At 34.2% G+C, this 5,359-nt stretch carries 10 protein-coding genes and 1 pseudogene; all 11 read right to left on the reverse strand.

All coding sequences use genetic code 11. The features are described 5' to 3' along the window. On the reverse strand, nucleotides 1–413 hold a 413-nt coding region (locus HMPREF2991_RS01625), incomplete at its 3' end, for a hypothetical protein (protein WP_070683287.1). A 9-nt stretch (nucleotides 414–422) separates the two neighbouring features. Further along, the gene (locus HMPREF2991_RS01630) at nucleotides 423–866 is read right to left on the reverse strand and encodes a hypothetical protein (RefSeq protein WP_070683288.1); all 444 of its coding nucleotides are present in this window, start codon (nucleotides 864–866) and stop codon (nucleotides 423–425) included. A gap of 9 nt (nucleotides 867–875) precedes the next feature. After that, nucleotides 876–1,322 carry a hypothetical protein gene (locus tag HMPREF2991_RS01635; protein WP_070683290.1) on the reverse strand — a complete coding sequence of 149 codons (447 nt, stop codon included), beginning with the start codon at nucleotides 1,320–1,322 and terminating at the stop codon, nucleotides 876–878. Nucleotides 1,323–1,331: 9 nt separating this feature from the next. Continuing rightward, nucleotides 1,332–1,775: pseudogene (locus HMPREF2991_RS11400) on the reverse strand (hypothetical protein). Between the two features lie 85 nt (nucleotides 1,776–1,860). Next, a complete protein-coding gene (locus tag HMPREF2991_RS01645) occupies nucleotides 1,861–2,247 on the reverse strand; it encodes an immunity 22 family protein (RefSeq protein ID WP_070683292.1) in 387 nt (128 codons plus the stop codon). Beyond that, nucleotides 2,162–2,365, reverse strand: coding sequence for an immunity protein YezG family protein (locus HMPREF2991_RS11120; protein WP_083312754.1), 204 nt, complete (start codon nucleotides 2,363–2,365; stop codon nucleotides 2,162–2,164). The genes HMPREF2991_RS01645 and HMPREF2991_RS11120 overlap by 86 nt, the downstream gene beginning before the upstream one ends. 373 nt (nucleotides 2,366–2,738) lie before the next feature. Then, entirely contained in the window at nucleotides 2,739–3,194 is a 456-nt protein-coding gene (locus HMPREF2991_RS01650; RefSeq protein ID WP_070683293.1) for a DUF4274 domain-containing protein, read from the reverse strand. Nucleotides 3,195–3,378: 184 nt separating this feature from the next. Further along, the gene (locus tag HMPREF2991_RS01655; protein ID WP_070683295.1) at nucleotides 3,379–3,828 is read right to left on the reverse strand and encodes an SMI1/KNR4 family protein; all 450 of its coding nucleotides are present in this window, start codon (nucleotides 3,826–3,828) and stop codon (nucleotides 3,379–3,381) included. 139 nt (nucleotides 3,829–3,967) lie between these two features. Further along, complete coding sequence (locus HMPREF2991_RS01660) at nucleotides 3,968–4,633, reverse strand: PoNe immunity protein domain-containing protein (protein ID WP_070683297.1); 666 nt, start codon at nucleotides 4,631–4,633, stop codon at nucleotides 3,968–3,970. Nucleotides 4,634–4,689: 56 nt separating this feature from the next. Continuing rightward, nucleotides 4,690–5,160 carry an SMI1/KNR4 family protein gene (locus HMPREF2991_RS01665; RefSeq protein WP_070683299.1) on the reverse strand — a complete coding sequence of 157 codons (471 nt, stop codon included), beginning with the start codon at nucleotides 5,158–5,160 and terminating at the stop codon, nucleotides 4,690–4,692. A 52-nt stretch (nucleotides 5,161–5,212) separates the two neighbouring features. Next, a partial coding sequence (locus HMPREF2991_RS11125; protein ID WP_257371851.1) for an Imm59 family immunity protein occupies nucleotides 5,213–5,359 on the reverse strand: 147 nt, incomplete at its 5' end.

Consider the following 5,359-nt stretch of genomic DNA (forward strand, 5'->3'; position numbering starts at 1 on the left):
CATTTTTCAAACTCTAGACGTGGAAGCAATTCCTCATCCTTGTCATAACGCCCTTCATAACTGTAGCGACTGTCAAGGCTGTTTTTCTTGGCATCATAAATCAACCACATTTCAGTTGGGTGTTCACGATTATATTCTTTGCACAGCTTAACCATTCTTTCTATATCTTGTGCCCCAATTCCTAATAGACTAAACTGAATTTCATCTGAACTATCTATTTCATTAGGAAGGTAACCCTCAATCTCATCTCTATCTAGATAATGATTATTAGTTTTAAAAAACACATCAAACCTATAAAAACCATCCGCAACGCAATAAATAAAAATTTTATCTGCTTGATTTTGGACATATTCCATAGCCAATGAAATCATGTCAATCTGGATTTCCATAAATTTATCTTCAAATTGTGTCATCTTCTTCTCCTACAGTTGCTCGTCTTTTACTTCCTCAAACCATTTTTCAAACTCTAGACTTGGAAGCAACTCTTCATCCTTGTCATAACGCCCTTCATAGCTATAGCGACTATCAAGACTGTTTTTCTGAGCATCATAAATCAACCACATTTCAGTTGGATGCTCGCGATTATATTCTTGGCAAACATCAAGCATTGATTTTACATCCTTGACACCTTCTTTCAACAAGAGAGATTGTAAACTGGTATCAATGTGTGATTTTGTAGGTAAAAAATCATTTACTAAGTGTTTGTGTACAATATTTCCTTTAATCTTATAAAATACATTAAAACTATACAAACTGTCCGCTATCGCATAGATATATACTTTTTCTGCTTGATTATGGACATATTCCATTGCTAGTGAAATCATGTCAATCTGGATTTCCATAAATTTATCTTCAAATTGTGTCATCTTCTTCTCCTACAGTTGCTCGTCTTTTACTTCCTCAAACCATTTTTCAAACTCTAGACGTGGAAGCAATTCTTCATCCTTGTCATAACGTCTTTCATAGCTATAGCGACTGTCAAGGCTGTTTTTCTGTGCATCATAGACAAGCCACATTTCAGTTGGATGTTCACGATTATATTCTTGGCAAACATCAATCAATTTTTGTATATCTTCATTACCGTATCGTAATACTGAAAACATCATATTATCAGAATCATCTACTTTAGTATCCAAAACAGTGTTAACCTTGTGTAATTTGACATAAACTCCATTGATTTTATAAAAAACATCAAAAGAAAGCAACGCTTCTTCAGAGATGCAATAAATATATACTTTTTCTGCCTGATTTTGGACATATTCCATAGCCAATGAAATCATGTTAACCTGAACTTCCATAAATTTATCTTCAAATTGGGTCATCATCTTCTCCTACAGTTGCTCGTCTTTTACTTCATTGTACCATTGTTCAAAAATATTGCCCGAGGTTAGTGTATCTGAATTAGAATAGAATAAATCATAGGAATACTTTCCCTTTACTTTATTCTGTTTATTATCATAAATCAATTTTATCTGCGTAGGCATTGGCTGGTCATACTTCTCACAAATTTTCTTTAACTCTTTAACGTCATCGGTTCCTATTTTTAAGACATGGAAAATTAGATTGTTTAAATCATCAAAGTTTCTCCTTGGTAATGTACGCATAGTAAAAATTTTATTCTCAGAAATATAAAATATGTTAAAACTGTATGAATTCTTCTCATTAGAACCATATATGTACACAGAATCAACCTTTTAATCTACCCTATCCGCATATTCTAATGCCAACTGAATCATGTCTGTTTGTTTAGCTGAAAATTCGTCTTCAAATATCATTTTTCACCTCTAAAGTATCTTCATAAAGAGCTCCCATTAATGAAGTATACCATATAATTGATACTATTATCTTGCAATAATGAGACTAAGTCTCCTTATATCTAACAGTTCCGAGAAATCTTATATTTTCTATTACTATTTTATTGCCACTACAATCATAATTGTATAGCAAAATGATGGTGTTGCTTGGAGGAATAACCGTTTTGATTCCTTCCTCTTTTAAATTTCGAAGAATAGTCTGTTCATAAGATGCACCTTTCAACATCTGTTCGAGGTTTGAGTGATTCCTATCATCAACCTGAGCTTCTAGCCAATCGTCATCAATATCATCCAAATCAATGCCATTCTCTATTAAGAATTGAGACGGAACTGCCTCTCCATCCTCATCATAGCATATCTGCATATAATGATCTAATTGAGATTGATCTGCAAAATTTCCAATCCAAATAGACACTGTATTTCCCGTTTCCATTCATTTCCCCTTCCTTTAACTCAACATTAAAGTATAAATCATTCCAAGTTACTGGAATAATACGATTTACATAATTTGCTATATCATTAAACAATTGGCTTAATTGATTTTCAAACATTTTTAATCTCCTGGTTTATTCCTTATCTGCTTAATTCGAAATGGCTCTCCTTCAATTTGATAGCGTACGTTAAACATTTTTGGCCTGACTGATACAGAACCTTCTTCAAAAACAGTATCTATCCTTACTGAAACTTTCTTAGGAGGAACATCATTTAATACAGCTTTCTATTCTTGAGCCCTTTAAAGGTATTGAAATTCTTAGCACCTTGTTCAATGTCTTCCTTCACTGCTGTTTTTATACTAGTCTTAACAGCGGTGAGTCCTGCAGTCTTTCCCGCCTTGGCCAAGCCGCTTAGGTATTTACCTGCTGGGTCCTGTCAATCGGTTTCCGCATCCATTTAAAGCGGGCTATCGTATCGTTATTCTTAATTTTAAAGACGAATATGTAAATCTTTTCCTAACACTCCATCTAAAATAAACGAATCGAGATTGGGATTCAACTTATTTAATTTAAACTTCTGAATTTTTGTTATTTCAGGTTGAAAAGAGATACTTCCATTGGGATATTGCTTTTTCAAAATTTTATCATAAACTTCCTTTATAAAATTTTCCCAGGATTGCGATAAGCGATTTGCAAAAACAGCCTCTCCTTCAAGTAAATATTGTATACCGTCTGCTCTATAAAAAGCTAATAAGGCAACTGGGAGAGTACAATTTGGATGATTAATAATTGCATCTGGTACTTCAAAACCATTATCCCAGTTATAATTATCAAACAAGACAAAGAGTTCATCTTCACTATCAATAGACTTAACTAGTTTCACAGCTTCAGCATTGCTTTCAGAATATAGGATATATGATAGCTTATTTAATTTTGTTGCATCCATTTTTATACCTCAATCTAATTTATTGTAAAAACGTTCCCATAGTTCCTGAGTTGCACCTTGGTTTGGATATAAAGGTAGTCCTTTACTTTGTAGAAGATTCAAATTTCTTTGAAGTTGTTTGACCTCAATTTGTAAATCTAAGGAAAAATCTATTCAGATAATTCCTTCAATTGTATCCTTAGTTCTATATCAAATCCGTAAATTCTGAAAATGTTTTAGCTAAAAAATAGGCATTGTTCTCATCGCTTGAGGCTTCTAATTGATAGGTATCGTCGTAATAATATAAGCCTTCGTTAGCATCACCACTTTGCCAAAATAGTAGAAATCCGTGCTGAATAGTGTCTCCAATGATAATGGAATGTTCAAAAATATCATTACGATATTCTTCCGTCCACTGTTCTATATCTGCATTTTTAATTCCAGTATTTATACCAAACATAGTATCAATATTAATAACTTCATCAAGTTGATCAATCTTAATTGAATTTTCAAATGTATAAGATGAATTCCTTCCTCCGTTTTGTGTGACTAAAAATTCTTTATAGTCAACTGGAAGTTTGATATCAAATCGTTTTTCTAAAAGCTTGATATTTTCATATTCTGCATACCCAAATGGCTCTATAGTTAATACCATTTTATTTACCTCCGATATAATCCCTCTTTGCTTGAGGACCTCAGCCATGCTGTGGATGTCCGTGTTAAGAATAGCCTTGTTAACGTAAAGAAAAAGGAGACTACCTGTTTGATAAAAACTGGGTAGAAACCCAGTTTTCTTAGTTTTCTTGGACTAGAAGGTCATATGGGAAGTACTCTAAATCTTTCAAGCGTTCATCGAAAATCCCTTTGATCTTGCAGGTTGCGGCGGTGTCAAAACTCCAGTAGCCATCGTAACCTCTATTATCATACTTATGTGTTCCGTACCAAGGTTCATCAGAATGACTATAATACCAAAATCCCTGTGCCTTGGCTACACTCTCATAAGTGTCCTCAATCATATTTTGATACTCTAAAATCGAATGGAAAGGAACTACCTTATCATGGAATAGATAGACCATGTAGTATTCAATCAAGCCATCAGTATGATCCATCTGCTCATAAATAGCCTTTAAATCATCTAGAAACTCTCCCTTGCGCTCACTGTAGAGAACTCCCAAGGCAAAGATATTAACTGCCAAGTCAAATGGAACTCCCTCTGAAGCAATGAGTTTGAGATAAGACAGAATCCCTTGATAATAGGGGAAAATCTCCTCTTTCGAAGCCCCTATAGAATAGGAAAGTTTCACTAGTCCTTCGTTATCCAAAACCAAATCTTGATAATGGAGCAACAAATACTTCTCCGAAATTTCATTCGTCATCTCGACATCTTCTCTTAAACGTTTTTGTAGCCGATTCAAACGTTTTTCAAAATATGCATGATCTTTGTGTTTGTCTCTTAACATGTATTAACTCCTTTTCTAGGGGCGGATAATGCTCTTCTCCGATACCTTTCTTTCTATCAATATAGCATTGCTAAAAACTCTGTAAAGTTATTAGCTACAAACTCTATGACAGGCTCCAGCTCGTAGGATTCTTCGTGATACCAAATACAAATGCTTGGATGTTCGGCTTCCTCCGCATAGTTTAGACAAAGAAAGTCGCCACCAAACAATGCTGCTATGGGGATTAGTTGCATTCCCACTGAATCTTCATCAAATACAATACGACCTTCCAATTGTGTACTCACAACTCCGATATCGTAATCCTCTTCTGCCTTCTCACCTGAAACAGCTAGTATAGCTAAAAAGCGATCAATTACTTTCTCATTATGCCTAAAATGAAAATACCGTTTTGACGGAATCAATCCATTCTCATTCTTTATAAATTCCTTATAATCATCAGGTAGTCGAACTTTCCACGCTACTTCTCTTTCCTGTATTAGAGCATCAGTTGGCAAGGGATAAATCATTGCTTGTTCTTTCTGAGTCATATTTTCTGCTTCTTTCTCTATTTAGCGTATTTAAACTGCAAGAACTGAGGAGTTAACCAGTCACTTCCTTGTCCCAAAGCGGTGAGGAGTATTCTACTGGTAATCCTAATTGTATATTCAGTTTATTAGATTCTATAACAAGCTCTAATTTGTCAAAAAAAACTTTCTTTGCATCTTGAAAATTATCAAATTCTACCGC

This window comes from Streptococcus sp. HMSC072D07 (assembly GCF_001814835.1).
In the GTDB taxonomy this organism is placed as follows: Bacteria; Bacillota; Bacilli; order Lactobacillales; family Streptococcaceae; genus Streptococcus.